Source organism: Devosia sp. Root105, from assembly GCF_001424865.1.
Classification (GTDB): Bacteria; Pseudomonadota; Alphaproteobacteria; order Rhizobiales; family Devosiaceae; genus Devosia_A.
In genome coordinates this window covers 211,959-236,646 of sequence record NZ_LMCR01000020.1, presented here as the reverse complement: position 1 = coordinate 236,646, position 24,688 = coordinate 211,959, and the positions used below count along the sequence as shown (strand labels likewise).

Sequence of the window (24,688 nt, the reverse complement as noted above, 5' to 3'; positions counted from 1 at the left end):
GGAGACATTTTCATGAGCAACATCATTGCGACCGGCTTCAATGTCGGCTCGGACAATGGCGAGTTCGCCACCCTCGAAGCCGATATGCGCGCGCTCAGCGAGATGGGCGTCGATACCGTCGAGATCGGTATCACCAGCCTCGACCTCGTTGCCGGCGGCCGGATCATCAAGGAGCGTCACGAGGCGCTGCTGGCGCTGACCCGCCAGTTCGATTTTCGCTACACCGTGCACGGCCTGGTGTCGTCCAACTTCATGGACCCGTTGACACAGCGCTACCAGATCGATGCCGCCAAGGCGCTGGTGGAAGTCTCCAACTCGATCGGGGCGGGCATCCTCGTCCATCACAGCGGGAACCTCCGCGCCGAGGCGATTGCCGACTGGGCGGGTGCTGACCTGCGCGAGCGCGAAGCCCTCACCGAACTCGCCGATTTCGCTCGTCCGCACGGCGTACGCATCGCGCTCGAGAACATCTTCACCACCGAGCTCGGCCAGTATCGTCAGACCCCGACCGAAGTGGCCGAGACGGTCAAGGCGGTGAACCATCCCAACGTCGTCGCGCTGATCGACTTCAGCCACGCCTATATCGAATCCACCTTCAAGGGCCTCGATTTCCGCGCCGAGATCCGCGCCATGGCGCCGGTGGCGGGGCACCTGCACCTGCATGACTCGTTCGGCCGGCCGCAGGGCTTCTACAAGCCGTTCCATCCGGCGGAAAACACCGCGATGGGCATCGGCGACCTGCATATGCCGCTCGGCTGGGGCGATATCGCCTGGGACGAGATCTTCGCCGAACTCAGCTTCCTGCCCGACACCGTCGCAATGATGGAAATCGGCCGCCGCTACCGTCGCGAACAGCCCGAAAGCCTGGCGCGGGCCAAGGCGCTGGCCGGTCTGGTCGACGCTCCGGCTGCTGTGGCGGCGGAGTAATCCCAAACCCGCCGGCGTCCGTTGGGCGCCGGCAACTTGCCTCCCGCTCATCGGTTCGTGCACCATGGCCGCAACGAGAGGGAGCTGCATGATGGGTTTCGGGATTTCGGGCGTCTACTGCGCCACGGTGACGCCGCTCAATGCCGATCTCAGCCCCGATCTCAAACGGCTCGGCGCACACTGCCAGAACCTGCTCGCCGAAGGTTGCCACGGCATCGCGCTGCTCGGCACCACAGGCGAAGCCAATTCATTCTCGGTCGCAGAACGGAAGGCCATCCTCGAGGGCGCATTGGCCGCCGGGATCACGCCGGAGCAGTTGGCGCCGGGCGTCGGCGTCGCCGCGATCCCCGATACGGTGGAGCTCACCCGCCACGCCCTGAGCCTCGGCATCAGCCGCGTGGTGATGCTGCCGCCGTTCTACTACAAGGGGGTGAGCGATGACGGGATCTTTGCCGCCTATGCGCGGATTATCGAGGCGGTGGCCGATCCGCGGCTCAAGCTCATCCTCTACCACATCCCGCAGACCTCGGCCGTGCCGCTCAGCCGGCCGCTGGTGACGCGGCTGATTGCGGCGTTTCCCGGGATCGTCGTCGGGCTCAAGGATTCGTCGGGCGACTATGGCAACATGCAGGGCCTGGTGGAGGACAATCCCGGCTTTGCGGTGATGGTCGGGGCCGATCCGCTGCTCTTGCCGTTCCTCAAGATCGGTGGCGCCGGCTGCATCACCGCGACGTCGAACCTCGCGGCCCGAGCGTTGCGCACCATCTATGACCATCATGCCGACCCGGCTCGCGCGAATGAGGTCGATGCGGCGCAGGGGCGGATCGAGGCGGCGCGAGCCATGCTCAACAGTTATGGGCAGATCCCGACCATCAAGGCGGTGCTGGCGGAGCGCGATGGCGACGACGGCTGGAGCCGGGTCCGTCCGCCGCTCATGCCATTCGCGGCGGAGAAACTCGGTGAGTTGCGCGAGCGGGTGGCGGCGTTGCCGGCGCTATAGGGCGGGGCTAGTTTCTCCGAACGTGCATCCAACACGGTTGTCATCCCTGCGAAAGCAGGGACCCAACTCACCCCTTGCGCCGCCTGATGGATGGGTCCCGGCTTTCGCTGGGATGACAGCCGGCGGGTGGGTGAGATCTGCCCCAGCCCCAATGCCGGTGCAACCCAATTGCAGACGGATCAGGTCATCTCGCGCGGTTGCTCGGCGTCGCGCGGGGCCTGCTGGCGCAGCACCAGGACGAGGCCGACCAGCGCAATGATGCCGCCCACGGCCATGCGGAGGTCAAAACCTTCGCCGAGCAGCAGGATGCCCATCAGTACGGTCATCAGCGGCATCATCAGGCCAAGCGGCGCGACGACCGAGGCCGGGTAGCGCTGCAGGATGCCGAGATAGAGGGTGGTCGCCAGCAGCGTCACCGCGACAACCGAGAAGGCGAGAGCGGCGAAGAACGGCCAGCCGGCGCCGAGGCTTGATGTCACCGGGGTGGTTTCGGCGAGCAGTGAATAGGCAAGCATCGGCGGGGCAGAGACGAAGGCGATCCAGGCCTGCATGGTCAGGGGTTTTATGGCGCCATAGCGCTTCAGCAGCACCTGGCCGAGCGAGATGGCGATGGCCGAGACGAAGGCGAATGCCAGCCCCAGGCTGACGCTGGCGCCCTCGCCATCCCACATCACGAGGATCACCCCGCCCAGCGCCAACGCAATGCCGGCGCCGCGGGCGAGGCCGACCCGCTCGCCGAGCAGCAGCACCGAGAGCAGGGCGGTGATCGGGATCGCCGTCTGCAGCACGATCGAGACGCTCGACGAGGTGGCGTGCGAGAGGCCGAGGAACATCAGGCCGAAATGGCAGGCGCCCATCAGGAAGCCGATGCCGAGGATCGGCAGCAGCGGCCGCGGCAGTGGCCTGAGCAGCGGCGAGAGGATCGCCGCGACGATGAGGAAGCGCGCCGCCGCGTAGAAGATCGGAGCGACGCCGAATTCGGAGAACAGCACCCGGCTGACGATCAGGTTCAAGGCCCAGATCAGGCAGACGGCAGCATAAAGCAGGAGGTCGAGGGGGCGCATGAAAGCTCGGAGGGGCTGACGCGGACGCGCCGGTAGCGGGCATCGCATACGAGCGCCGATCTGCCAATGGTCCTTTCGTTGCCGGTCGCTCAGTGTGCTTGGCGCCCCTCACCCTAACCCTCTCCCCAAAGGGGCGAGGGGACGCACTTTGCACCGGCCGTGCCACCACGCCCCCTCGCCCCTCTGGGGAGAGGGCTGGGGTGGAGGGGTAGCCAAGCGCACAAATCGTTCCTGTGAGAGCGTTCGCCTGCCGTTGCGTACCCGCTACGCTCGCCCTACCTCTGGGGCGACAACAGGATATTCCCGATGGATGCCGAAACCCTCGCCCCGCAAAGCGCGCCGCCGCTGGGCGTCGCGATCAAGACCGAGATCGTGGTCATCGGCGCCGGGCAGGCGGGGCTGTCCTCGGCCTATCACCTCAGGCAGCGCGGGCTCGCGGCGGGGCGCGGCTTCGTCGTGCTCGACCAATCGCCGAGTGCAGGCGGCGCCTGGCAGTTCCGCTGGCCGTCGCTGACGCTCAGCACGGTCAACCGGGTGCACGACCTGCCGGGCATGGCGTTCTCCGAGGCGGTCGATACCAGCAACGACGCGGTCGAAGCGGCGGTCGCCGTGCCACGCTACTTCGCAGCCTATGAGGAGCGCTTCGGGCTCAATGTCTATCGGCCGGTCAAGGTGAAGGTGGTGTGCCAGCGCGGCGAGCGCTTCCGGGTCGAGACCGATCGCGAGACGTTTTCGGCCCGCGGCATCATCAACGCCACCGGCACCTGGGAAACGCCGTACATTCCCGAGTATCCCGGGCGCGAGCGGTTCAGGGGGCGGCAGCTCCACACGCGCGACTACCGCACGGCGGCGGAGTTCGCCGGCCAGCATGTGGTGATCGTCGGCGGCGGCATTTCGGCGATCCAGCTGCTCAATGAGATTTCGCAGGTGACCAGCACCACCTGGGTGACGCGGCGGCCGCTGCAGTTCCGCGACGGGCCGTTCGACCAGGAAGCAGGGCGGGCCGCGGTGAAGCTGGTCGAGGACCGCGTCCGCCAGGGCCTGCCGCCCAACTCGGTGGTTTCCGTCACCGGCCTGCCGCGCTCGCCGCTGATCGAGGCGATGGAGGCGCGCGGCGTACTGAAGCGGCTGGAGATGTTCTCAGAGATCACCGAGACCGGGGTGCGCTGGGAGGACGGTACAACGCAACGGGCCGACGTGATCCTCTGGTGCACCGGCTTCCGCTCCTCGCTCGACCATCTGGCGCCGCTGCTGCTACGCGAAGCCTCGGGCGGCATCCTGATGGGCGGTCGGCTGGCAACAGAGGTGGTGAAGGCCCCGCGTATCCACCTCGTCGGTTACGGCCCCTCGGCCTCGACCATCGGCGCCAATCGGGCGGGTGCGGTGGCGGCTAGCGAGTTGATGGGGACGCTGGGGGTGAGTTGAAGCTGCGGTGCCAGCTGACCCCCACCCCTGTCCCCTCCCCCTGAAGGAGGGGGAGGGAGACGCCTCCTCTGGCATTGGTGTTTTGGTCTCCCTCCCCATTTTTAGGGGAGGGGACAGGGGTGGGGTCAGCCCTTACCGGATGTCCGGGAATCCCACTTCAGAAAACGAAAAGGGGCGCGCCGAAGCGCGCCCCGATTGGTCCGCCGACTGATCGGCTCCGGCCTTACTTGGCGCAGATACCCGGGTCCTCGAGGGTGCAGAGGTCGAGGCCGGTGAACTTCGGATCCTCGACGGTTTCGCCCTTGATCAGGCTGATCAGGATATCGGGCGCCTCGTTGCCCATCTGGTACGGCCGCTGGCCGATCTGGAAGTGGCTGCGGCCCTCACGGAACGCCTGGGTCTGCGGCGGCAGCGTGTCGCCGGCGATGATCACCAGATCCTTGGACTTCAGCCGCTCCATGACCTGGTCGGTGTTCTGGGCATAGGCCTGCGGGCCGAACTGGGCCCAGCCGCCGACGAGAACGAAGGCATCGAGATCGGGCTGCGCGGTGAAGACGTCGGCCATCTGCTGGTTGGCAGTGGGGATGTCGTCATTGGTATAGGTCGGGCAGCCATCGGCCTCAGTCCAGCCGTTGGTGTTGTTGAGCTTTTCGGTGCCCTTGGCGCCGGCAATGGTGTCGCGGAAGCCCGCGGCGCGCTCGTTGATGTTGGCCGCAGCGACGTTACCGAGCTGCAGGCAGACGGTGCCGCCTTCCGGCTTGAGCTTCTTCAGCTCGGTCGCCATGCCGACACCCATGTCGTAGTTGTTGGTGCCGAAATAGGTCTTGCGCAGCGCCTTGTCCTCCGGGAGGAGGTCGGCGTCGACGGTGATGATCGGCATGGTCGGCGCGGCGGCCTTCAGCATGTTGGCCATGGCCGGGGCATTGGACGGCGAGATGGCGATGCCGGCGACGCCCTTGCTGATCAGATCCTGCACGATCTGCACTTCGCCGGCTTCATCCGAGCTCAGCGCCGGGCCGGTGTAAAGGCAGGTATATTCGCTGTCGGCGTGTGCCGTATTCCAGTCGGCACAGCCCTGGCCCATCACCGTGAAGAACGGATTGTCGAGGCCTTTGACGACGACGGCCAGGATTTTCTTGTCCTGCGCCATGGCGCTGCCCGCGAGCGCGACGGCAATGGCCGCGCCGGCAAGCACAAATGTAGTCTTACGCATAAGTCTTCCTCCCTCGGGTTCAGTCTTGGCCTGCTTGGCGCAGGCCCTCGGTCGAGCCCGACTAACGTACCTCAACGGCGAGAGGTCCCTGGCCGCCCGCTGATACGTCTGCCGTCTCGATGAGCTCCTCAATGCTCGCGCGAGCCTTCTCATGGGCCGTTGCTGGCCGCTGTGCTTCGCATGTCGAAGCGGATACTGAGGCGGCTTGTGGCAATAGTCAATCGGGCTGATGCACGTGCACATTCAAGCGCTTCAAGTTGTCAGATACGTGGATAAAGACGTTGGAAAGACTGGTTAAACAGCAACCTCACTGACGTTTTTTGCGGGAGCGGAGTGGATGCTCAAAGTCGATTGACGCTTGGCGCGGCATCCCGCATAGATTTGCCCGCGACATCTAGCGGAGGGCGGAGCCTTCCAGCCTTGGGAGGGGCAACGATGGCGGTTCTCGAGCTGGCGAACATCGCCAAGCACTATGGTGCTATCACCGCGCTGACCGATATTTCACTGACGCTGAACGCCGGCGAAGTGGTCGGGCTGGTGGGCGATAACGGCGCCGGCAAGACGACGCTGGTCAAGATCATTGCCGGCAATTTCCACCCATCCGAAGGCAGCATCAGTCTCGACGGGCAGGTGGTGCAGCTGCACGGGCCGAAGGACGCGCGCTCCAAGGGGATCGAGATCGTCTACCAGGACCTGGCGCTGGCCGATAACCTCACGGCGGCGGCCAATATCTTTCTCGGGCGCGAGCTCACCACTATCGCCCGCACGCCACAGGAAGCCGAGCTGCCGTTCAGCAAGCGGCGGCGCGGCTGGCGGCTGTTCGTGCCGGAAATCCTCGACTATGGCGCGATGTACAAGAAGGCGGGCGAGCTGTTCGCCGAACTGAAATCGGAAACGCGGCCGCGCGACCTGGTGCGACGCATGTCGGGCGGGCAGCGCCAGGCGGTCGCCATCGCCCGCACCCGGCTGTCCAACCCCAAAATCGTCCTGATGGACGAGCCGACCGCGGCGATCAGCGTGCGGCAGGTGGCTGAGGTGCTGAACCTGATCCGCCGGCTCAAGGAGCAGGGCATCGCGGTGGTGCTGATCAGCCACCGTATCCCCGACGTGTTCGCCGTATGCGACCGGCTGGTGGTGCTGCGGCGCGGCCGCAAGGTTGCCGACAAGCGGGTTGCCGATTCCTCCCCCGAGGAAGTGACCGGATTGATCACCGGCGCGCTGCAGAGCGCTTGAGGAGCTTGCCGAAATGACCACCGACACCTCACTCAAGGATGCCATCGACCAGCAGACGCATCGCGGCTTCCTGGCGTGGCTGATCAGCCGGCAGATCTTCTGGATCCTCTTGGCCGTGATCATCGCCATCATCGCGATGATGCTCTTGACCAAGACCTTCGCGACGCCGCAGAACCTGTTCAACGTCACCCGCAACTTTGCCTTTGTCGGCATTGTCGGGCTGGGGATGACGGCAGTGATTATCACCGGTGGCATCGACCTGTCGGTCGGCGCCACGGTGCTGATCTCGGCCATGACCACCACCATCATCATGCACGCGGGCCTGCCGATCACGTTGGCCATTCCGGCCTCGATCGCCGCGTCGCTGCTGGTCGGCCTGATCAACGGCGTATTGATCGCCATTGTCGGCATGCCGGCCTTCGTCGTGACACTCGGCATGATGTCGATCGCCCGCTCGATCGGCATGGTGATGTCGAACAATGCGCTGATCTACGAGTTCGGTCCGGACCAGGCGATCCTGTTCAGTATCGGCGGCGGCTCCGTGGTTGTCGGGGGCCTGCCGATCCCCAATCCGCTGATCGTCATGGTGCTCTTGGCGCTGATCACCGGCTTCGCGCTGCGCTGGACCCGCTGGGGCAGGCACCTCTACGCCATTGGCGGCAATGAGAAGGCGGCAGTCCTCACCGGTGTTCCGGTCAAGGCAGTGAAGATCTCGGTCTATATGTTCGTGGCGTTCTGCGCCGGCCTTACCGGGTTCCTGCAGACCGGCTGGCTCGGCTCGGTCACCACCGGGTTCGGCACCGGGCTCGAACTCACGGTGATCGCCGCGACCGTCATCGGCGGGGCCAGCCTCGCCGGCGGCACCGGTACGGCGCTGGGCGCCGTGGTCGGCGCGGCGCTCATCGAGATCATTCGCAACAGCCTGACGCTGCTCGGCATCAGCACGTTCTGGCAGGGCACGTTCGTCGGCTCGTTCATCATCCTGGCCGTGGCGTCGAACCTGCTGCGCAACAAGGACACCGGGGAGTAACCCGACGACGAATTCCCGCCGGCGGACGCGCCGGCGGGATGGCACCGTTCTCTCTTGGTGCCGGGTTGAGATACGTACCTCAGCTTCGACGGAAGCAGACGCGACCCTGGAGCGCTTTCAGGAAAAGTTGTGAGACTTTTCCGGTTCGAAAGCGCGACGAAGTCAAAAGACTCTGGGGACCGGAGGATGGGGTACGGGACGAAACCAACAGCGCCGCCCGATGGCGGCCAGGGAGGAATGATGAAGAGCCTAGTCAGTATCGCGGTGCTCGTGACCGCTGGTGTCCTGCTAGTCGGCGGCGCCGTCGCGCAGGAGAAAAAGCAGCTTGCCTTCGTGGTGAATGCCTCGTCCGACTTCTGGAAGCTGGCGGAAGCCGGGGTGAAGAAGGCGCAGGCCGAGCTGCCCAACTATGAACTGCAGTTCCGCTATCCGGCGCAGGGTACCGCCGCGCTGCAGAATGCGCTGATGGACGACCTCGTCGCCGCCGGCACCGATGCGATCATGATCTCGTCGGCCGACCCGAAGAACTCGATCGACGCGTTCAACCGCATCGCGGCGCAAGTGCCGCTGTTCACCACCGATTCCGACGCTCCGGCGTCGAACCGTCTCGCCTATCTCGGCTCGTCCAACACGCTGGCTGGCGTGCAGGCGGGCGAGGAGATGGTCAAGGCGCTGCCCAATGGCGGCAAGTGCATGGGCTTTGTCGGCTTCCTCGGCGCCGATAACGCGGTCGAGCGCATCGCCGGCTTCCGCCAGGCCATCGAAGGCAAGGGCATCGAGCTGGTCGACGTGCGCGGCGACGATGTGGACTTCACCAAGGCCCGCACCAATGTCGACGATGTGCTGGTGGCCAACCCCGAGATCACCTGCATGGTCGGGTTCTATTCGTACAACCCGCCCAAGATCTATGAGGCGCTGCAGGCGGCCGGCAAGCTCGGCCAGATCACCGTGGTGGCGTTCGACGAAGATCCGGTGACGCTGGGCGCGGTGAAGGAAGGCTCGTTTGCCGCCACCATCGTGCAGCAGCCGTTCGAGTGGGGCTATCAGGGAATGAAGCTGATGGCCGCCTATCTCGAAGGCGACAAGTCGGGCATCCCCGAGGACAAACTGATCATCGTGCCGACGGCCGTGATCAACAAGGACAATGTCGACGCCTTCTCGGCCGACCTCAAGGCCAAGATCAGCGGCGGCTGACATTGACTGGCGGCAGGCGGCCAAAGGCCGTCTCCGCGGGCGCGGGCGGCAGGGGGCTGTCGTCCGCGTCTTCTGGTGCTAGCGTTCTACGGTTCCAGGTTTTCTTGGGGGAACGCGCGGGGAGGTGGTATGCTCGATAGCCGCGATCAAGAAGCGCCCGCGCGGGCCTTCCTGAAGCTCTCAGCCGTTCGCAAAACCTATCCGGGCGTGGTGGCGCTCGCCGGCTTCGACATGCTGGTCGGGCCAGGCGAGGTGATCGGCCTCGTCGGTGAGAACGGCGCCGGCAAATCGACGCTGATGAAGATCCTGGGTGGGGTCACGGTGCCCGACAGCGGCACCATCGAGATCGACGGCGCGCCCTATGCCGGGCTCAGCGTCGGCGGTTCGATGAAGGCGGGCATCGCCTTCGTCCACCAGGAACTCAACCTGTTCGACAATCTGGACGTCGCGGCCAATGTCTATATCGGGCGCGAGCCACGGCGGGGCGGGGTGCTGAACCTCGTCGACGAAAAGCAGATGCGCGCCGATGTGCTGCCCTACCTGAAGCGGCTCGGCGCCAATTTCGCGCCCAACACGCCGGTAGCGAAACTGTCGCTGGCGCAGCAGCAGATGGTGGAAATCGCCAAGGCGCTGTCGGTGAATGCGCGCCTCGTCATTCTCGACGAGCCGACCTCGTCGCTGCCTTTGGCCGAAACCGACAAACTGCTCGAGGTGATCGCCGGCCTCAAGGCCGAGGGCATTGCGGTGATCTTCATTTCGCACCGGCTGCACGAAATCGAGCGGGCCTCAGACCGCGTGCTGGTACTGCGCGACGGGGTGCTGGTGGGCGAACTGAAGAAGGCCGAGATCGACCACGACCGCATGGTCAAGCTGATGATCGGCCGCGACCTCAAGGTGGCCTATGCGGCGCCCAAGCTCGACAAAGGCGAGGTGGTGCTGGCGGCGCGCGGCATCCGCACTGCGGCTTACCCGACCCGTGACGTCGGGCTCGAACTGCATGCGGGCGAAATCCTGGGGCTGGCGGGGCTGGTCGGCTCCGGCCGCACCGAGCTGGCGCGGGTGCTGTTCGGGGTCGACCCGCTCTATGCGGGCACAGTGACGCTCAATGGCGAGCCGGTGACGCTGCGTAACGCCTCGGACGCCGTGGCGCGCGGCATTTTCCTCGTGCCGGAGGATAGGAAGGGCGAGGGTATCCTGCTCGACCTGCCGATCTCGGAGAATATCAGCCTGCCTGATCTCGACGCCTATGCCCGCAGCGGGCTGGTGTCGCCGGCTTTGGAGCGGGTGCAGGCGGAGCGCAGCCGTTCTGAGCTCGGCATCAAGGCGCCGACGGTCATGACCCGGACCGGGAGCCTGTCGGGCGGCAACCAGCAGAAGGTGGTGCTGGCCAAGTGGCTGGCCATGCGGCCCAAGGTGCTGATCTTCGACGAGCCGACGCGCGGCATCGATGTCGGGGCCAAGGCGGAAATCTATCGGCTGATGCGCGGGCTCGCCGATGCGGGTGTCGCCGTGCTGATGATCTCGTCGGACATGGAAGAAGTGATCGGCGTGTCGGACCGCATCGCGGTGATGCACGAGGGCCGGATTTCAGGGCTGCTCGGGCGCGCCGAGTTCAGCGAAGAAAACGTGCTGCGGCTGGCGGTGGGCAAGCCGTTGGCGAAGGCCGGGTGAGGGGAAACGGATGAACAAGAAGGATCTGGGCCTGCTCGCCCTCATCGTCGTCGTCGGCTTCGTGGTGTATCTGCGCAACCCCGCCTTTCTCGGCCCGCAGAACCTTGCCAATACCGCCAACCTGATCGGCCTGTTCGGGCTGTTCGCCATCGGCCAGGGGTTTGTCATCATCACCGGCGGCATCGAGCTGTCGGCCGGCTCGATGATCGCGCTGCTCGGCGTGCTGTTCGTCGACCTGGTCGGCGCCAAGGGCGTGCCGTGGCCGATTGCCTTCGCCATCGTCATGGTGCTCGGGCTTGCCCTGGGGCTGGCGCATGGCCTCTTGATCACCAAGCTGAAGATGCAGCCCTTCGTGGTGACACTCTGCGGCCTGTTGATCTATCGCGGCGTGGCGCGCGGCTATACCGCCGACGCCACGGCCGGCTTCCCGTTCGGCAGCGAATATCCGGGCCTCGATTTCTTCGTCGCCCGCATCGGCGGTATCCCGGTCTCGGTCTATGTGCTGGCGGTGGTGGCGGTGATCGCCTGGTTCACGCTGCACCGTTCGGTGTTCGGCCGCTATCTCTTCGCCATCGGCAAGAACGAGGAGGCGGCGCGCTTCTCGGGTATCCGCACCGATGTGGTGGTCACCTCGGCCTATGTGATCTGCGCCGGGCTGACGGCTTTGGCGGCGATCTTTTTCGCCATGTACACCCGCTCCGTGCAGCCCTCGTCGCAGGGCAATTTCTATGAGCTCTACGCCATCGCCGCCGCGGTGCTCGGCGGCTTCTCGCTGCGCGGCGGCGAGGGGTCGATCGTCGGGGTGATCCTCGGCACCATCCTCTTGCAGGAATTGCAGAACCTCGTGAACCTCCTCGGCATTCCCTCCTCGCTCAACTTCGCGGTGATGGGCGGGGTGATCCTCATCGGCGTCCTGGTCGACCAGCAATGGGGCGTGTTCCGGGCGCGGCGGCGCATCGCCGAGGCGGCGCGCAGCAGCGAGGAATTTTCGCCAAAGCCGGGGGAGTGACTGCACCTATCGAACCCGCTCCATCAACCCTTCTTGCCGAATATCGACATACTGCCCGGCGAGGTCGTCGGCGGCGCCGCTGGCCAGCCAGGCGATGACCCGGGCGGGGCGCTCGGGCGGTTGCAGGTTTTCGCGCGGCACATCGGAGATCTGGTTGATCTTGGCGGCACGGATGGCCGCCTGCATGTCGGTATCGACGAGGCCGGGCGCGAAGGCGAAGCCGCGGAGGCCGATCTCGGCGCCTTCGAGTTCGATCGAACGGGTCAGCATCATGAGTGCGGCCTTGCCGGCGCAATAGGCTGACCAGCCCGACATGGCGTGGTTGGCGGCGCCGCTCACCACATTGACGACACGGCCGCCCTCGAGCGCCGGCCAGAGTGCCGCGACCAGCGCGGCGGGGCCGCTGACATTGACGGTCAGCGACCGGTCGAAGGCCAGCGGGTCGAGCGCGCTGAGCCTGGCCATCGGCTCGATGGTCGCGGCATTGTTGACGAGGATGTCGACGCGGCCATGGAGCGCCAGCGCCGCGGCGGCGCGCTCCGGAATCCCGGCGAGGTCGCCGACATCGAGGACGAACTCGCTGGCCTTGCCGCCCTTGGCGGTAACCGCGGCAACGACCTCGGCGCAGTCGCCGGGTTTGCGGCCGGAGGCGATGACTGTGGCGCCGAGCTCGGCCAGTGCCAGCACAATGGCGGCGCCGAGGCCGGCCCGTGCGCCGGTGACCAGCGCGACTTTGCCTTGCAGTGATCCGCTCATTTCGTCGGGCCTCGCTGAGCTGCGGCGCGAACGGAGTCCGCACTGGGCGTCGAGGCATAGGCCTGGAAGCCGCCGGTGATGTTGATCAGTTCGCCGGTGACGAAGCTGGTGTCGGGGCCCATCAGCCAACTGACACCGCCGGCCACATCCTCTGGGGTGCACCAGCGGTGCAGTGGGATGGTCGCCACCACATCGGCTTCGAAATCGTCCCAGCTCTTGCCGAGCTTTTCGGCCTTGGCGCGGAAGGCCTTCTCCATGCCGGTGCCGGGGCCGACATGGCCCGGGGCGATGGCGTTCACCCGCACGCCGCTCGATGCCATCTCGATCGCAAGGCACTGGGTCAGGCCCCAGATGGCGTTCTTGGAGGCGAGGTAGGCCGACGAGAACGGGTTGCCGAAGCCGAGCTTGGTGATGATGTTGACGATCTGGCCGCTCTGCTGCGCCGCCATGATGCGCGCCGCTTCGCGCGACATCAGGAAGGTGCCACGGGTGTTCACCGAAAAGATCCGGTCCCAATCCTCGACGGCGGTTTCGACCACCAGCGCCTGCATGTGGATGCCGGCATTGTTGACGACGCCGAACAGCCCGCCATGGCGCGCCGCGACGGCTTTGACGCCTGAGATCACCGAGGCTTCGTCGCCGATGTCGATCAGCTCGAACTCGCAGCCGATGGCGGCGGCGGCGCTCTCGGCGACGGCGCGGTCACGATCGGCGATCACCACCTGGTGGCCGTCGGCATGGAGGCGCCCGGCAATGGCGCGGCCGATGCCGCCGCCTCCGCCGGTGACGATGATAGCTGCAGAACTCACGGGGCACTCCAGGCGCGGAACAGGTCGCGCAGTTTCACGGTCTCGGTCAGCACGTCGTCGTGCAGCGTATCGAAATAGCCCTGGTGGACGACTTCGGCAGCTAGCCATCCGTCGTAGCCGGCATCGCGCAGCGTGGCGAAGAGCGCTGGGAAGTTGAGCGTCCCCTGGTCGAGCTTGGTCTGCAGGGCGCCGGGTCGCGCCTGCCGCAGATGCACATGGCCGGCCCAGCGGGCCAGAACGTCGATCTCATCCTGGCGGTAGCCGGAAACGGCGAAATGCGCGTAGTCCAGCGCCAGCTTCACCCCGGGGGCGCGCTCGCAGAGCTCGGCGGTGATGGCGGGGCTCTCGAGGTAGGAATGGACGTGCGGTTCGACGCAGACGGTGACGCCGGTATTCGCCGCGAGATCGAGCAGCGGCTTCAGCGACTCGACGGTTTCGGTGAGCCCCTGGGCGCGGCTCTGCGCGCCGTTGATCACGCCGGGGAGGATGAACACTGTTGGCGAACCGATGCCGACGCAGAACTTCAGCACGGCGGTGAAATCGGCGGTGTTCTTGGCGCGGTTGGCGGGGTCGGCGAGGTTGCGGTCGACGACGGAGTTGCCGAACAGGTGGTAGAGGTTGGCGACGGGTAGCGGCAGGCGTTTCCGCACCTCGTCGGCATAGGCCTCCGGCGCTGCCAGCAGCCGCGCGCGATCGAGGGCGGAGCGGTAGAAATAGCCGACATCCAGCCCTTCGATGCCGAGCAGGTTGGCCAGTCCGCCGACCTCGTCGAGCGTCAGTTCGGGGAAGGACCAGCTGGTGACGCTGAGCTTCACAGCACGTCCTCCAAGCGCCCCGATCTCGCCGAGCGGTACATGGCATCGAGCAGCACGCTCGAGCGCATGCCGACCACGCCATCGGCAGGGTTCGGCAGCTTTTCGCCGCGCGCCAGGTCGACCAGGAGGGTAATCGGCGCCACCTGCTCATAGGCGCCGGCATCGGGGCCGAGATCGGCGATGTGGGTCTTGCCGTCGTGACGGATCACCTCGACCCGGGCGCGTTCGATATCGAACAGCATCATGCCCTCGGTGCCGAAGATGCGGATGTCGATCTGGTAGCCACGCGACTTGGGCACGGTGGCCGAGCCCGACAGCGCCATGGTGGCGCCATTGGCGAATTCGACCACGGCGGCGTCGTAGAAATCGACGCCGGCAGGGGAGAGGCCGGTCTTCGCGAACACCTTGGCCGGGTCGAGATCGATGATGCGGAACAGCGCGCCGAGCCCGTGAGTCAGCTGGCCCCAGCCATAACCACCGGATTTCTTCGGGTCGGCCCAGGTGGAGACCGGCGGGCGGAACAGGTGGTCCTTGGTCTCGACCATCGGCTCGCCGCCGAACAGGTCGGCCAGCGCCGAGGCCATCTGCGCCACCACGTGGCGGACTTCGCCGACCCAGCCATCCTTCACCAGTTGATGGGCGGTCTCGACGATGGGCCGGAAGTTCCAGCCATAGGGCAGGATGATCTGGGTGTGGTTGGCGTTGGCGGTGGCCAGCAGGGCGCGGGCATCGGTAGCGCTGGTCGCCATCGGCTTTTCGATCAGCGTCGGCAGGCCGCGCGACAGCGCCAGCTGCGCATGCTCGGCGTGGAGGATGTGCGGCGAGGCGACGACCACGCCGTGCAAGGTTTCCGTGGCCAGCATTTCCGCCGCATCGAAATACGGCTTCACCCCGGGAAAGCTCGCGACGACCTTTTCCATGCCATCGGCATCGGGGCGGTTCACCGCGACGATTTCGACATTGGGGTTGGCGCGCAAAGCGGGGATGTGGCTGAGGGTCGCCCACCAGCCGGCGCCGATGACGCCGATATTGACCTTGTCGCTCAAACTGTCCTCCCAGGGATCGGCGCTTATGCGCTCTTGCCCAGATAGTCGTGGATGATCTCGCCGGTGACGAGAGTGAAATCGGCGCGCCAGTAGAAGGCCTCGAGCGGTTCGACCACCGGCAGGCGGAACACCGGCGCCTGGGCGTTGGGCCGCAGCTCCACCGTCGCGGGCCCACGCCAGCATTCGTGTACCTTCACGTCGGTGAGTTTGCGCGAGGTGATCTGGCGGATCGCCGGAGTGCCGTCGATGTGGTTGATGGCCTTCAGATTGAGGTTGGTGCCGTAATCGAAATGCGCCTTCATCAGCGCCGGGTCGACCGGCTGCTGCTTGTAGGGGGTGGTGACGGTGATGACGTCGATGCCGTTGCGCTCGACCCCGCCGACCATCAGGTCGCCACGGAACTCGAGGAACGGGTTGGCGAGTTTCTTGGGTTGGCCATGCACCTCGCGGCCATGCGCCACGCCGCCATCCGAGGCAAGGAACAGGTAGGGCGAGTAAGCGCCGGAGCGGCCGTTGGGAAGCTTGGCGCCGAACATCACGTTGGCCTCGTGATAGGGCCCGATCCAGCTGGTGTCGTTCATCTTGTAGATGTGGACGCAGACCACGTCGCCGGTAGCTTCGACCGGCGGCGGGGCGAGGAACTGCATCGCCTTGGGGTCGGTGCGCCAGAACACCGTCAGCACTTCGGCATTACGGAAGGTGAAGGGGAAGGGCGGGATGAACGGCGCGTCCCACGGGGTGGAAAAGCCACCGGCGAGGATGTCGGCTTCGGTGACCTTGTCGAGGCCCCAGCGTCTTTCGGTCATTCGTCTTTCGCCTTCATCGTAGCCTCGGTGGATTGCAGCACATGGTCCATGTGGGTGACCATCGCCTGTCGTGCCGCCGCAGCATCGCGCCGCCGGATCGCTTCGACAATGATGCGATGGTCGGCAATCGAGGTCGAAATGACGTTGGGCGTTTCCGACGCCGTCTTCCTGAATTCCTGGCCGAGCACGTTGAGGCTCTGGGCGGCGCGCGACAGGAACTCGTTGCCGGCGAGTTCGCCGAGCCGGCGATGGAAGGCGGTATCGACGTCGCGATAGCGCGCCGGCTCGAGCTTGGCTTCTTCCTGCGCGGCGATCAGCGCGTCGAGTTCGTCGAAGGCTGCCGCGTCGCCGCGGCTGGCGGCGAGCGCCGCGATCTCGCCCTCGATCAGTTTTCGCGCTTCGTACAGCTTTTCGACCTCGGCAGCGCGCAGCGTCAGGAAGAAGGTCAGCGGCGCGAGGAGGTCCGAGGCTTCGAGCTGCGAGACGAAGACGCCGCCGCCATGCCGCACCTCGATGACCCCGAGCACGGCAAGGGCGCGCAAAGCTTCGCGCAGGGTGGGGCGGGAAACGTCGAAGGTTTCGGCGAGCTTGCGCTCGGGTGGCAACTGGTCGCCGGGCTTCAGGTTGCCTGCCGTGACGAGGCCGAGCAGGCGCGCCACCAGCATCTCGGTCAGGCCGGAACGGCGCAACGGCACTTCGCCGCTGAGATCACTGATCGGCACTGTCTAGGCTCCCCGATGCGGCTTGGCTCGCCGTCTCTCGTGTAAGTGGCCAAGTGGTCTGACCACTTCTTGACCTAGCAGCGCCCTCGGTGCTAGTCAACGCCAAGCAGGGCCGGGCAACAGGCCGTCGAGGGAGATGCCGCAATGCGCGTGGGCCAGATTACCAGCCACGTGATCCGCTATGCCGACACCAACGACCACGGCAACCTGCGCCAGACGGTGCTGGTCAAGGTCGAGACGGTGGATGGCGTGGTCGGCTGGGGCGAGGGCATCGCCATGTGGCCGGAGGCCTGCTGGGCGACCAAGACCTTGATCGATACCGGCTTCGGGCCGCTGCTCGCTGCTGCCGGCGAGATCAGCATCACGACAGCCTGGGAGAAGATGCGGGCGCATGCCTGGTGGTACGGCGAAGGCGGCATTGCCTGCTTCGCCTATTCGGCGCTCGACATGGCGCTGTGGGATATCGAGGGCAAGCGTGAGGGCAAGCCGCTCTATGAGCTGCTGGGCGGCAAAGCGCATGAGAGCCTGCCGGCCTATTCCTCCAGCCACGTCAACAAGGCGACACGGGCGCTGTGCGTCGAGGAGATCGTCGGCTACCAGGCCGAGGGTTATCGCGGCGCCAAGCTCGGCTTCGGCAAGCGCGGCCTCTCCAATATCGGGCAGGACCCGGACAACGACGTCGCCTTCGTGCGCGAATTGCGGGAGGCGCTCGGGCCCGACTTCGAGATCATCGTCGATGTCGGCAACGGGGTGAAATGGGACCGCGATACCGGCATCGCGACGACGCGGCGGATGGCCGAGTACGATATCGGCTGGATCGAGGAGCCGTTCTATCCGACCCGCATCGACGACTACCGGGCGTTGAAGGCGGCGCTGCCCAACATGCCGATTGGTACCGGCGAGCGCGAGTTCACCGTCACCGGCTACCAGCGGCTGATCGAGACCGGCACAGTCGATGTGCTCGGGGTCGACCCGTCGCGCGCCGAGGGGGTCACCGGGTTCTCGAAGATCGACGCGCTGTGTGGTGCGGCGGGGATCACCATCAATGCTCATGCCTGGAGCACGGCGATCCTCAGTGCGGCGAGCCTCCACCTGTCGCTCTGCTCGCCCAATGCGCGGCTGTTCGAGTTCAAGCCGATCCCGGTCGTGGTGCAGACGGACCTGGTCGACGAACCGATCCGCCAGCAGGGTGGATTTGCCTACGCACCGACGCGTCCGGGGCTTGGGATCGAGGTGGATGAGGCGGTGGTGAAGGCGTTGAGCCTTGGGTAGGGCGGGCGGCTACTCGGCAGTTCCAGATAGTTCGGCGCGGGAAGAGTACCCCCACCCCTGTCCCCTCCCCGCAAGGGGGACGACAAGAGGTCGCCCCGAGGGGAGGGAGACGCTCTCACCAGTGCCAGTGTTTTGGTCTCCTCCCCCCTTGCGGGGGAGGGACAGGGTGGGGGGAATCTTCCCGCGCCGGCCCGTCAGCCGCACTGATCTGACTTCTCCTGAGCTAGAGCTAAAGCTCCAAAATCCGCCGCACCTCTCCCGCCAGCGCCAGGCCGAGCGTCTCGTGTGCGCCGGCGTCGAGATGGATGCCGTCGTCGTCGCTCGAGCTGATGACGCTGCCGGCGTCGAAAAAGTGCACGCCATAGGCCTTGGCGACGCGGGCGTATTCGGCGGCGAATTTCTGCGATTTGGCGCTGCCGGCTTCGAACATTTCGGTGAGCCAGGTGAGCCTCGCCAGCGGGGCGGGCGACACCAGCAGCACTTCGGGGGCGAGGCCCTCGGGACCGGCAGTGGAGCGGCGCACCAGGTCGGCGAGCTTGCCGGCGCCATCGGCGATATCGCCCGCAGTCATCGACAGCCGCGCCTTCAGGTCGTTGGTGCCCAGCATGATGATCACCAGGTCGAGCGGCATGTGGGTGATCAGCGACACCGGCAGGTAGCGCTCACCGTTGCGGATCTCGCCCTCGATCGGATCGTCGACGCAGGTGGTGCGGCCGTTGAGCCCCTCCTCGAAGACGTTGACGCCGGCGCCGAGCGCCGCCTGCATGATGCGCGGCCAGCGCTGAGTGACGCCGAAGCGGCCGCCGGCGCCGCGATAAGGCTGGGGCACGGCGCCCCAGGTATTGGAATCGCCATAAGCCAGCACCGACAACGGTGCGGACGCCTGATCTGCCATTCGGACCTCCCGTTTTCGCTAGCCGTACGGTCAAGCGCGAGGAGAGGTCAACGCATAATTGGTCTGACCAAATAGCCAGAACTGGCTTGCGCCCGGAAAATGGACGCGATATGAGCTTGGATAATTGGACTGACCAATTGTCCAATACAAGGGAGAGAGAACATGCGACTGAAGAGTCTGCGCCTGGCTGCGATCGCCGGGCTGACGGCGGCCCTTATGTCGGGCGCCGCCTTCGCCGAGGATTTCCACGGCTTCGATCCGACCAGTTTTGACGGCAACATGGTGAGCGCCGAGCAGCTCGCTGCGATGGTGGTCGACGCGATCGCCGCCAATGCGCCGCGCAACGGTCAGAAGCTGACCATCGGCTTTGCCAACCTGCAGCGCGATATCTCGTTCTGCCTCAAGGTGGAGCAGGGCATCGTCGCCAATGCCGAGGCCGCGGGCATCGACCTGCAGATCGTCGATAACCGGCTCGACGGCGCCACGGCGCTGGCCAATGCCGAGAGCTTCCTGCAGCGCAATGTCGACTTCGTCATCGAATTCCAGACCGATGCGAATTTCGGCGCCACCATCATGCAGAAGATGAACGAGGCCAACACCAAGGTCATCGCCATCGACATCCCGATGCCGGGCGCCACCTTCTTCGGCGCCAACAACCCGAAGTCGGGCTTCATGGGCGGCGCCTATCTCGGCCAGGCGGCGATCCAGAAGTTCGGCGCCGACAAGGTGAAGACCGGCTACCTGGTGGTCGGCGAGCTGCCGCAGTCGGGCGCCGTGCCGGCGATGCGCACCAACGGCCAGGTGGCCGGCTTCAAGGGTGCCGTCGGCGAGTTCGCCGATGCGCAGGTCATCAAGATCGACACCAAGAATACGCTGGAAGAGAGCTTCACCCAGATGAACAACGTCATCGGGCGGATTCCCGAGGGCGTGCCGATCATGGTGACGGCGATCAACGACCAGGCGGCGACCGGCATGCTGCGCGCCGTCAAGCAGGCGGGCCGCGAGGCTGACCTGATCGTCGTCGGCATGGGCGCCGACGAAATCCAGACGCTGATCGACGAGCCGGCCTTCGTCGCTTCGGTGGGCTATTTCCCCGAGCGCTACGGCAACTTCCTCGTGCCGCTGGCCCTGATGGAGCTGGCCGGCAAGGAGGTTCCGGACACCGTGCTGATGACCCACTACATGGTCACCGACGGCAATGTCTGCGAGTTCTACAAGGACTTCGCCTGCTCGGCGACGCCGGATGCGATCACCTTCGAGCTGCCCGAGGACGCCTACAAGGCCCACCTCGAGGAGATCCGCAAGCTCCCCGAGCTGCAGGACTCGCTCAACCTGATCCCGACCAACTGACCCTGACTTGGGACGGTGGCATCAGCCACCGTCCCAATCTTTTTCCGACAGGTTATCGTATGTCCAGCACAGCACGGCTTTCGATGCGCGGCATCGACAAGTCCTTTGGCGGCGTCCCGGTGCTCAGCAATGTCGAGCTGACGCTCGAAGCCGGAGAGGTCGTGGCGCTGCTCGGCTCGAACGGCGCCGGCAAGTCGACACTGGTGAAGATTCTCACCGGGCTCTACAGCCGCGATGCCGGGACCGTCGAAGTCGACGGGCAGGCGGTGGTGTTCGGCAAGCCCGCTGACGCGATCGCGGCCGGGGTAAAGCTGCTGCCGCAGGAAATCTCGGTCATGCCCGACCTCAGCGTCGGCGAGAATATCCTCCTCGGCGATCTGCCGATGAAGCCGGGCTTCGGCTTCAAACAGGTCGACTACAAGACCATCCATATCCGCGCCACCGAGCTCCTCGCCCAACTGGGCTTCGAGGCGCTCGATACGCACCAGGACGTCAAGCGCCTGTCGGTGGCCGAGCAGCGCATCGTCGAGATTGCCCGCGCCATTGCCGGGCAGGCGCGGATCCTGATCATGGACGAGCCGACCGCCGCGCTTACCGAGCAGGAAGCCGAACTGCTGTTCGCCATCATCCGTCGGCTGAAACAGCAGCGGGTCTCGGTGGTCTATATCTCGCACTACATGAGCGAGGTGTTCGAGATTTCCGATCGCATCGTGGTGCTGCGCGACGGCCGCAATGCCGGCGACTTCGTCACCGCCACTACCAACAAAGCCGAAGTGCTGGCCGCCATGCTCGGCGCCACCGCCGGCGATCTCTATCCGACCGAACCTCCCCCGCCACCCGGCACCGACGTGCTGAAGGTCGAGGGTTTTGGGGTGCGCGGCAAGATTGCCGATGTGAGTTTCGCGGTGCGTTCGGGCGAGATTCTCGGGATCTTCGGGCTGGTCGGCTCCGGCGTCGAAGTGCTGGGCCGGGCGCTTTATGGCGCCGTGCACAGCGAGCGCAGCGGCCAGGTGACGCTCGATGGGCGACCCTACCGGCCGTCGACGCCGCAGCACGGCAAAGAAGCGGGTATCGGCTTCGTCGCCGCCGAGCGGAAGAAGGAAGGCATCATCGCCGACCTGACGGTGCGCGAGAACATCGCGCTGCCGTTCCAGAACCGCTTCACCCGCGGGCTGTTCGTTTCCACCGAAGCCGAGACCGGCCACGCGCAGAACTGGATCCGCGACCTCGGCATCCGCACCCGCGGGCCGGAGCAAAAGCTCAGGACCTTGTCGGGCGGCAACCAGCAGAAGGTGTGCCTCGCCCGCTGGCTGGTCGAGGGGGTGAAGCTGCTGATCCTCGAGGAGCCGACGCGCGGCGTCGATATCGGGGCGCGGCGCGAGATCTACGGCAAGCTGCGCGAGCTGACCGCCAAGGGCTATGCGGTGATCATCCTCTCGTCCGATGTCGAGGAAGTCGCCGGCATTTCCGACCGCTCGCTGGTGCTCGACCGTGGGCGCGTCGTCGAAGAATTCCCGCGCGGGGTGACCCCCGCCGCGCTGATGGCCGCCACGGCCGAAACCCAAACTGCCTGAAGGATCGCCATGGCCACCACCACTGAGACCGCTGCCGCCGCCCCGTCGCTGAAGCGCCGGTTCATGGAATTGCTCGCCAAGCCCTGGTCGGGCGTGGCCATGCTCCTGGTGTTCTACCTGATCCTGATCGCGGTGTTCTCGATCCTGTCGCCGTTCTTCTTCAACACCCGCAACATGCTGCAGATCGGGCTCAACGTCGCCTATATCGGGCTGATGGCGGCGGCGGGGACGCCGCTGATCATTGCCGGCGGGCTCGACCTGTCGGTGGCGGCGATCGCCGGGCTGACCGGGGTGATGATCTCGCTGCTGGTCGGGCTCGGGGTGCCGGTCTGGGTGGCGGTCGGGCTGGCGCTGGCGCTCGCCGCGGCGATCGGCGTCGCCAACGGGCTGTTCACCACGCGGCTGAAGCTCAACCCGCTGATCACGACGCTCGGGATGATGAGCATCGTTTCGGGCATTGCGCTGGTACTGACCGGCGGCCTCACCAGGCCGCTGATGATCCCCGGCTTCAACTGGATCGGCAATGAGCGGCTGTTCTCGATCCCGATTCCGCTGATCATCATGGTGGTCACTTTCTTCGCGCTCTGGCTGGTGATGACCAAGACCAAGTTCGGCCGCTTCATCTATGCGGCGGGCGGCAATGCCGAGGCATCGCGGCTGATCGGCATTCCGGTCGAGCGCACGGTGATCGTGCTCTACGTCATCTCGGCGCTGGCCGGCGCCGTAGCCGGCACCATCCTCGGCGCCATGCTGGGGGCGGCCGGGCCGAACGCTGCCGGCTCGCAGCTGCTCACCGTCATCGCCGCCATCATCCTGGGTGGCACCAGCCTCAATGGCGGGCGCGGCTCGGTGTGGGGGACGCTCCTGGCGGTGCTGATCCTGGGCACGCTCAACAATGGCTTGACCCTGCTCAACGTATCGAGCTTCTGGCAGGATGTGACGCGCGGCGTCGTCCTGATGCTCGCGGTGAGTCTGGATCAGTTGCGCAATCGCGCCCTGGGTGAGTGATGATCGCGGTTGAGTCCTATGCGCCTATCGAACGCAGCAGCTCCGTCGCCGAGCAGGTGGCCAAGCGCCTGCTGGAGATGGTGCGGACCAAGGCGCTGAAACCGGGCGACCAGCTGCCGCCGGAACGGGAACTCGCCACCTACATGCAGGTCAGCCGGCCGAGCCTGCGCGAAGCGCTACGCGGGCTGCAGATCCTCGGCGTCCTGAAAATGCGGCAGGGCGGCGGCATTTATGTCACCGGGCTCGAGGCCTCGGACCTCTTGGGCCCGCTGCAGTTCCTCATCACGCTCGACAGCAAGAATCTCGGCTCGCTCTATGAGAGCCGGCGGATGATCGACGGCTCGATCGCCCGGATGGCCACCGGGCTGATCACCGACGCGCAACTGGCCAAGCTCCACAAGCTGGTCGAGGCGCAGGTGCACCTCACCAACGATTCCCTCGGCTTCCGGCTCGCCGACACCGAGTTCCACGAGACCATCGCCGCGGCGACCGGCAACACCTTCCTCGTCACCATCTCGCACTCGCTCTATGTGCTCGGCATGGAGTACCGGCGGATCGCGGCGGAAACCCCCAATGTGCTGGAGCGCTCGCTGGCCGAGCATCGGGTGATCGTCGCGGCGCTCGAGGCACGCGATGCGGCAGCGGCGGAAGCGGCGATGCAGGCGCACCTGCTGAGCGTCCACCGCTCGACGCTCGAAGTGATGCAGGCCAAGGGTGAGGTTTAGCCATGTTGCTTGAAGGCAAGCGCGCCATCGTCACCGGCGGATCGCGCGGCATCGGCCGCGGCATTTCGGTGGAGCTCGCCCGGCAGGGCGCCGATGTGCTGATCAACTATTTCGCTGGCGCCGACCAGGGCTTTGCCCGCGACACCGCGCATGACGAGACGGTCGCCGAGATCGAGGCGCTGGGGCGCCGGGCCATCGCGGTGGAAGGCGATATCGCCGATCCGCAGGTCAGCACCGACCTGGTGCAGGCAGCGGTCGAAGCGTTCGGCGGCGTCGACATTCTTGCGTCCAACGCCGGGATCTGCCCGTTCCACGCCTTCCTCGACATGCCGCCGGCGCTGCTGCAGCAGGTGGTGGGGGTGAACCTCAACGGCGCCTTCTACGCCGTGCAGGCGGCGGCGAACCGGATGAAGGACCAGGGCACGGGCGGCGCGATCGTCGCCACCTCGTCGATCTCGGCGCTGGTCGGCGGCGCCATGCAGACGCATTACACCCCGACCAAGGCGGGGGTGCATTCGCTGATGCAGTCGGTGGCCATCGCGCTCGGACCTTATGGCATTCGCTGCAACTCGGTGATGCCGGGCGCCATCGCCACCGACATCAACAAGGACGACTGGTCCGACCCCATGAAGCGCGAATACCTCAACAACCGCATCCCGCTGGGCCGCTTCGGCGAGCCCGAGGATGTGGCCAAGGTGGTCGCATTCCTCGCTTCCGACATGGCCTCCTATGTCACCGGCGCGGCGCTGCTGGTCGATGGCGGGCTCTACGTCAACCTGCAATAGGAGAACCCGATGTCCGAGCGCATCGCCTTCCGCATGAAGGTGCACCCCGGCAAGATCGCCGAGTACAAGAAACGCCACGATGAAATCTGGCCCGAGCTCAGCCAGGCGCTGCGCGATGCCGGCGTTTCCGACTATTCGATCTGGCACGATCCGGAGACCGACGAGCTGTTCGCGACACTGGTGCGCACTGCCGACCACACCATGGCCGATCTCCCCAAGACCGAGATCAACAAGCGCTGGTGGAAGTTCATGGACGACATCATGGACTATAATGACGACGGCACGCCTGAAGTCGTTGAGCTCCGACAGGTCTTCCACCTCGCCTGATTTCGCTTCCTGATCTCTTGCCGAAACGGCCG

The 24,688-nt window shown here is 65.9% G+C and carries 24 protein-coding genes; 15 read left to right on the top strand and 9 right to left on the bottom strand.

The features are described from left to right. Positions 1-12 precede the first annotated feature (12 nt). Together ASC68_RS26670 and ASC68_RS26665 are read left to right on the top strand one after the other, a co-directional pair. Entirely contained in the window at positions 13-927 is a 915-nt protein-coding gene (locus ASC68_RS26670; protein WP_055887036.1) for a TIM barrel protein, read from the top strand. A gap of 91 nt (positions 928-1,018) precedes the next feature. Next, on the top strand, positions 1,019-1,927 hold the full coding sequence (locus tag ASC68_RS26665; protein ID WP_156387462.1) for a dihydrodipicolinate synthase family protein: 909 nt from the start codon (positions 1,019-1,021) through the stop codon (positions 1,925-1,927). 179 nt (positions 1,928-2,106) lie between these two features. Here ASC68_RS26665 and ASC68_RS26660 read toward each other — a convergent pair whose 3' ends face one another. Next, a complete protein-coding gene (locus ASC68_RS26660; RefSeq protein ID WP_055887030.1) occupies positions 2,107-2,991 on the bottom strand; it encodes a DMT family transporter in 885 nt (294 codons plus the stop codon). A 306-nt stretch (positions 2,992-3,297) separates the two neighbouring features. On the opposite strand from ASC68_RS26660, the gene ASC68_RS26655 reads away from it, so the two are divergent. Then, positions 3,298-4,416 carry an NAD(P)-binding domain-containing protein gene (locus tag ASC68_RS26655; protein WP_055887027.1) on the top strand — a complete coding sequence of 373 codons (1,119 nt, stop codon included), beginning with the start codon at positions 3,298-3,300 and terminating at the stop codon, positions 4,414-4,416. A 223-nt stretch (positions 4,417-4,639) separates the two neighbouring features. Here ASC68_RS26655 and ASC68_RS26650 read toward each other — a convergent pair whose 3' ends face one another. Beyond that, positions 4,640-5,629 (bottom strand): substrate-binding domain-containing protein, encoded by a 990-nt coding sequence (locus tag ASC68_RS26650; protein ID WP_055887023.1) that lies wholly within the window; start codon positions 5,627-5,629, stop codon positions 4,640-4,642. Between the two features lie 435 nt (positions 5,630-6,064). Between ASC68_RS26650 and ASC68_RS26645 the strand changes: the two genes are divergently transcribed. From ASC68_RS26645 to ASC68_RS26625, 5 genes are all read left to right on the top strand, one after another. Then, complete coding sequence (locus ASC68_RS26645) at positions 6,065-6,862, top strand: ATP-binding cassette domain-containing protein (protein ID WP_055887019.1); 798 nt, start codon at positions 6,065-6,067, stop codon at positions 6,860-6,862. 13 nt (positions 6,863-6,875) lie between these two features. Continuing rightward, positions 6,876-7,892: an ABC transporter permease gene (locus tag ASC68_RS26640; RefSeq protein ID WP_055887016.1), complete on the top strand. Its 1,017-nt coding sequence runs from the start codon at positions 6,876-6,878 to the stop codon at positions 7,890-7,892. A gap of 240 nt (positions 7,893-8,132) precedes the next feature. Next, positions 8,133-9,086 (top strand): sugar-binding protein, encoded by a 954-nt coding sequence (locus ASC68_RS26635; protein ID WP_055887013.1) that lies wholly within the window; start codon positions 8,133-8,135, stop codon positions 9,084-9,086. A gap of 129 nt (positions 9,087-9,215) precedes the next feature. Beyond that, the gene (locus ASC68_RS26630) at positions 9,216-10,757 is read left to right on the top strand and encodes a sugar ABC transporter ATP-binding protein (protein WP_055887011.1); all 1,542 of its coding nucleotides are present in this window, start codon (positions 9,216-9,218) and stop codon (positions 10,755-10,757) included. A gap of 10 nt (positions 10,758-10,767) precedes the next feature. Next, entirely contained in the window at positions 10,768-11,766 is a 999-nt protein-coding gene (locus tag ASC68_RS26625) for an ABC transporter permease (protein WP_055887007.1), read from the top strand. A 6-nt stretch (positions 11,767-11,772) separates the two neighbouring features. Here the strand turns inward: ASC68_RS26625 and ASC68_RS26620 are convergent, their stop codons facing one another. The 6 genes from ASC68_RS26620 to ASC68_RS26595 are packed head-to-tail and all read right to left on the bottom strand — an operon-like array spanning position 11,773 to position 16,720. Next, complete coding sequence (locus tag ASC68_RS26620; protein ID WP_055887003.1) at positions 11,773-12,522, bottom strand: SDR family oxidoreductase; 750 nt, start codon at positions 12,520-12,522, stop codon at positions 11,773-11,775. Then, complete coding sequence (locus ASC68_RS26615) at positions 12,519-13,331, bottom strand: SDR family oxidoreductase (RefSeq protein ID WP_055886998.1); 813 nt, start codon at positions 13,329-13,331, stop codon at positions 12,519-12,521. The genes ASC68_RS26620 and ASC68_RS26615 overlap by 4 nt, the downstream gene beginning before the upstream one ends. Continuing rightward, entirely contained in the window at positions 13,328-14,146 is an 819-nt protein-coding gene (locus ASC68_RS26610; RefSeq protein ID WP_055886996.1) for a sugar phosphate isomerase/epimerase family protein, read from the bottom strand. Before ASC68_RS26610 ends, ASC68_RS26615 begins: the two co-directional genes overlap by 4 nt. Beyond that, positions 14,143-15,192 (bottom strand): Gfo/Idh/MocA family oxidoreductase, encoded by a 1,050-nt coding sequence (locus ASC68_RS26605; protein WP_244488561.1) that lies wholly within the window; start codon positions 15,190-15,192, stop codon positions 14,143-14,145. Before ASC68_RS26605 ends, ASC68_RS26610 begins: the two co-directional genes overlap by 4 nt. A gap of 23 nt (positions 15,193-15,215) precedes the next feature. Continuing rightward, positions 15,216-15,998, bottom strand: coding sequence for an acetoacetate decarboxylase (locus ASC68_RS26600; protein WP_055886994.1), 783 nt, complete (start codon positions 15,996-15,998; stop codon positions 15,216-15,218). After that, positions 15,995-16,720: a FadR/GntR family transcriptional regulator gene (locus ASC68_RS26595; protein WP_055886991.1), complete on the bottom strand. Its 726-nt coding sequence runs from the start codon at positions 16,718-16,720 to the stop codon at positions 15,995-15,997. The genes ASC68_RS26600 and ASC68_RS26595 overlap by 4 nt, the downstream gene beginning before the upstream one ends. 144 nt (positions 16,721-16,864) lie before the next feature. On the opposite strand from ASC68_RS26595, the gene ASC68_RS26590 reads away from it, so the two are divergent. Further along, positions 16,865-17,992 (top strand): mandelate racemase/muconate lactonizing enzyme family protein, encoded by a 1,128-nt coding sequence (locus tag ASC68_RS26590; RefSeq protein ID WP_055886988.1) that lies wholly within the window; start codon positions 16,865-16,867, stop codon positions 17,990-17,992. A 229-nt stretch (positions 17,993-18,221) separates the two neighbouring features. On the opposite strand, the gene ASC68_RS26585 is transcribed toward ASC68_RS26590, so the two are convergent. Next, the gene (locus tag ASC68_RS26585; protein WP_055886984.1) at positions 18,222-18,887 is read right to left on the bottom strand and encodes an SGNH/GDSL hydrolase family protein; all 666 of its coding nucleotides are present in this window, start codon (positions 18,885-18,887) and stop codon (positions 18,222-18,224) included. 162 nt (positions 18,888-19,049) lie between these two features. Between ASC68_RS26585 and ASC68_RS26580 the strand changes: the two genes are divergently transcribed. The 6 genes from ASC68_RS26580 to rhaM are packed head-to-tail and all read left to right on the top strand — an operon-like array spanning position 19,050 to position 24,656. Further along, on the top strand, positions 19,050-20,237 hold the full coding sequence (locus ASC68_RS26580) for a sugar ABC transporter substrate-binding protein (RefSeq protein ID WP_055886981.1): 1,188 nt from the start codon (positions 19,050-19,052) through the stop codon (positions 20,235-20,237). A 59-nt stretch (positions 20,238-20,296) separates the two neighbouring features. Further along, a complete protein-coding gene (locus tag ASC68_RS26575) occupies positions 20,297-21,811 on the top strand; it encodes a sugar ABC transporter ATP-binding protein (RefSeq protein ID WP_055886978.1) in 1,515 nt (504 codons plus the stop codon). Positions 21,812-21,820: 9 nt separating this feature from the next. Further along, positions 21,821-22,819 carry an ABC transporter permease gene (locus ASC68_RS26570; RefSeq protein WP_055886975.1) on the top strand — a complete coding sequence of 333 codons (999 nt, stop codon included), beginning with the start codon at positions 21,821-21,823 and terminating at the stop codon, positions 22,817-22,819. Further along, positions 22,819-23,544 (top strand): FCD domain-containing protein, encoded by a 726-nt coding sequence (locus ASC68_RS26565; RefSeq protein WP_055886972.1) that lies wholly within the window; start codon positions 22,819-22,821, stop codon positions 23,542-23,544. The genes ASC68_RS26570 and ASC68_RS26565 overlap by 1 nt, the downstream gene beginning before the upstream one ends. A 2-nt stretch (positions 23,545-23,546) precedes the next feature. Next, positions 23,547-24,329: a glucose 1-dehydrogenase gene (locus ASC68_RS26560; protein ID WP_055886969.1), complete on the top strand. Its 783-nt coding sequence runs from the start codon at positions 23,547-23,549 to the stop codon at positions 24,327-24,329. 9 nt (positions 24,330-24,338) lie between these two features. Continuing rightward, entirely contained in the window at positions 24,339-24,656 is a 318-nt protein-coding gene (gene rhaM / locus ASC68_RS26555) for an L-rhamnose mutarotase (RefSeq protein WP_055886967.1), read from the top strand. The last annotated feature ends 32 nt before the right edge of the window (positions 24,657-24,688 follow it).

What these genes read in the sequence shown, in the direction of transcription:
- ASC68_RS26640 (WP_055887016.1), top strand. Translation starts at nt 6,876, where the DNA reads ATGACCACCGACACCTCACTCAAGGATGCCATCGACCAGCAGACGCAT.
- rhaM (WP_055886967.1), top strand. Translation starts at nt 24,339, where the DNA reads ATGTCCGAGCGCATCGCCTTCCGCATGAAGGTGCACCCCGGCAAGATC.
- ASC68_RS26655 (WP_055887027.1), top strand. Translation starts at nt 3,298, where the DNA reads ATGGATGCCGAAACCCTCGCCCCGCAAAGCGCGCCGCCGCTGGGCGTC.
- ASC68_RS26590 (WP_055886988.1), top strand. Translation starts at nt 16,865, where the DNA reads ATGCGCGTGGGCCAGATTACCAGCCACGTGATCCGCTATGCCGACACC.
- ASC68_RS26580 (WP_055886981.1), top strand. Translation starts at nt 19,050, where the DNA reads ATGCGACTGAAGAGTCTGCGCCTGGCTGCGATCGCCGGGCTGACGGCG.
- ASC68_RS26575 (WP_055886978.1), top strand. Translation starts at nt 20,297, where the DNA reads ATGTCCAGCACAGCACGGCTTTCGATGCGCGGCATCGACAAGTCCTTT.
- ASC68_RS26625 (WP_055887007.1), top strand. Translation starts at nt 10,768, where the DNA reads ATGAACAAGAAGGATCTGGGCCTGCTCGCCCTCATCGTCGTCGTCGGC.
- ASC68_RS26565 (WP_055886972.1), top strand. Translation starts at nt 22,819, where the DNA reads ATGATCGCGGTTGAGTCCTATGCGCCTATCGAACGCAGCAGCTCCGTC.
- ASC68_RS26570 (WP_055886975.1), top strand. Translation starts at nt 21,821, where the DNA reads ATGGCCACCACCACTGAGACCGCTGCCGCCGCCCCGTCGCTGAAGCGC.
- ASC68_RS26670 (WP_055887036.1), top strand. Translation starts at nt 13, where the DNA reads ATGAGCAACATCATTGCGACCGGCTTCAATGTCGGCTCGGACAATGGC.
- ASC68_RS26650 (WP_055887023.1), bottom strand. Translation starts at nt 5,629, where the DNA reads ATGCGTAAGACTACATTTGTGCTTGCCGGCGCGGCCATTGCCGTCGCG.
- ASC68_RS26620 (WP_055887003.1), bottom strand. Translation starts at nt 12,522, where the DNA reads ATGAGCGGATCACTGCAAGGCAAAGTCGCGCTGGTCACCGGCGCACGG.
- ASC68_RS26560 (WP_055886969.1), top strand. Translation starts at nt 23,547, where the DNA reads ATGTTGCTTGAAGGCAAGCGCGCCATCGTCACCGGCGGATCGCGCGGC.
- ASC68_RS26630 (WP_055887011.1), top strand. Translation starts at nt 9,216, where the DNA reads ATGCTCGATAGCCGCGATCAAGAAGCGCCCGCGCGGGCCTTCCTGAAG.
- ASC68_RS26665 (WP_156387462.1), top strand. Translation starts at nt 1,019, where the DNA reads ATGGGTTTCGGGATTTCGGGCGTCTACTGCGCCACGGTGACGCCGCTC.
- ASC68_RS26660 (WP_055887030.1), bottom strand. Translation starts at nt 2,991, where the DNA reads ATGCGCCCCCTCGACCTCCTGCTTTATGCTGCCGTCTGCCTGATCTGG.
- ASC68_RS26585 (WP_055886984.1), bottom strand. Translation starts at nt 18,887, where the DNA reads ATGGCAGATCAGGCGTCCGCACCGTTGTCGGTGCTGGCTTATGGCGAT.
- ASC68_RS26635 (WP_055887013.1), top strand. Translation starts at nt 8,133, where the DNA reads ATGAAGAGCCTAGTCAGTATCGCGGTGCTCGTGACCGCTGGTGTCCTG.
- ASC68_RS26600 (WP_055886994.1), bottom strand. Translation starts at nt 15,998, where the DNA reads ATGACCGAAAGACGCTGGGGCCTCGACAAGGTCACCGAAGCCGACATC.
- ASC68_RS26645 (WP_055887019.1), top strand. Translation starts at nt 6,065, where the DNA reads ATGGCGGTTCTCGAGCTGGCGAACATCGCCAAGCACTATGGTGCTATC.